Annotated in this window: 3 protein-coding genes; all 3 read right to left on the bottom strand. The window is 47.6% G+C overall.

Annotation, left to right across the window (positions count from 1 at the left end; translation table 11 throughout):
- Positions 1-422: hypothetical protein (locus tag ACFING_RS09825; RefSeq protein WP_375630781.1), on the bottom strand; the 422-nt coding region annotated here is incomplete at its 3' end.
- Complete coding sequence (locus ACFING_RS09820; protein WP_375630779.1) at positions 419-913, bottom strand: phage virion morphogenesis protein; 495 nt, start codon at positions 911-913, stop codon at positions 419-421. The genes ACFING_RS09820 and ACFING_RS09825, both read right to left, overlap by 4 nt.
- Position 914: 1 nt before the next feature.
- Positions 915-1,280: phage protein Gp36 family protein (locus ACFING_RS09815; RefSeq protein ID WP_375630777.1), on the bottom strand; the 366-nt coding region annotated here is incomplete at its 5' end.

The raw sequence follows: 1,280 nt of genomic DNA, 5'->3' as shown, positions 1-1,280 counted from the left end.
TCCACCACGCTTATCGATACACCACGCTGCTTAATCGCCGCAGAGATAATCGGTTCAATTTGCACCTCACGCGGGGCACTCAAATGCGTTAGTCCCCACAATTGCCCGCTATGACAAAGCACCGCAATGGCTTCTGCTAAAAGCCAACTGGAAACATCACGCTCTTTACCTGTGGTAATAATAAAAGCCCCTAAATGAAGATCCGCACTCATCTGTCCAGAAGCAACAGAAATTAAACGGCTTTCTAACACCGCAACCCGTATTGCTGGAGCCACCAGCATTTGTGTTTCAAGTTCTTCTAAGTTAAAACGTCCAAATTGACAGCCGCAATCACGCACATCCGGTAAAGCGCCTTTAAGGCTTCTTATCACCGCTTCACGAAACTGATTAATGCGCCCTGCTTGTGTGATCGTTTGACTCATGAAAAGACCCTTTCCAGCCAATCTTCTGTCGCTTTGACAATTTCCACTTTATTGTGCTCTGAAAGCCCCAAATAAGGGCGTGCGGGCATGGTCACTTGATGCACACAAACAAAGCGGTGTGCATTGCCGCTTTTAAGAAAAAAGCGCAGTGTCTTGCCATTTTTCGGGCGAATAACCCCACCCAATTGATGAATCCGCGCATAAACCAACCCAGAGCCCACAATCACCTGTTCTGGTGAAGCTTTCATATCAATGGAGCGTGAAAGCGCCCCACTGGCATAAAGAATGGAGGTGCGGGCATGATTGTTTTTCCACTTCTCTCCTTGAGCAGACATTTTTTCACTTTGAATCCGCCGCCTTGTGCTTTCTTGAATGAGACGCCCAACCCCTTGTGCCAAAGTCCCCATCGAGCGATCAGCTCCCTTTTGCAAAAAGGATAAAGCCGCTTCAAGCCCTGTCTCTTTAATCTCAATATGGGTTGCAACAGACATATTATCTTCCCATCAAACGCGGCTTGGCATGGAAGAAAGCCCCATCACGCACGGGACCATCTTCGCTCATAATTTTAGGTTCATCTATACCTAAACCCGCTTTGCCTTCGGCAATACGTTTCAGCAAATCAACCGCCTGTTTGTAACGATCTTCAATAGTCGTGGTCAGTGCCGTATGGCGTATGGCTAAATTATAAACAGCAATATTGACACAGATCATACCCAGAGCCGCTGGCTGTCCAGCAATGGGGATTGAGTAGCGATGAGACAAATGCACATCAATCTCACCACTTGCCTGTTCGAGCGCGCGGGCAATGGCTTGCTCTGAAAAAACTGGATCAGAATTCTCATCCATCCCGCACAAATC

Origin of the sequence: Bartonella sp. AP150HLJHH, assembly GCF_042196385.1 — a bacterium.
Taxonomy (GTDB): Bacteria; Pseudomonadota; Alphaproteobacteria; order Rhizobiales; family Rhizobiaceae; genus Bartonella.
Note: the sequence above shows the minus strand (reverse complement) of the source record. Positions and strands in the feature narration are given on the sequence as shown.

Bases quoted from the DNA above. Each gene is read 5' to 3' on its own strand.
- ACFING_RS09820 (WP_375630779.1), bottom strand. From the start codon at position 913: ATGTCTGTTGCAACCCATATTGAGATTAAAGAGACAGGGCTTGAAGCG.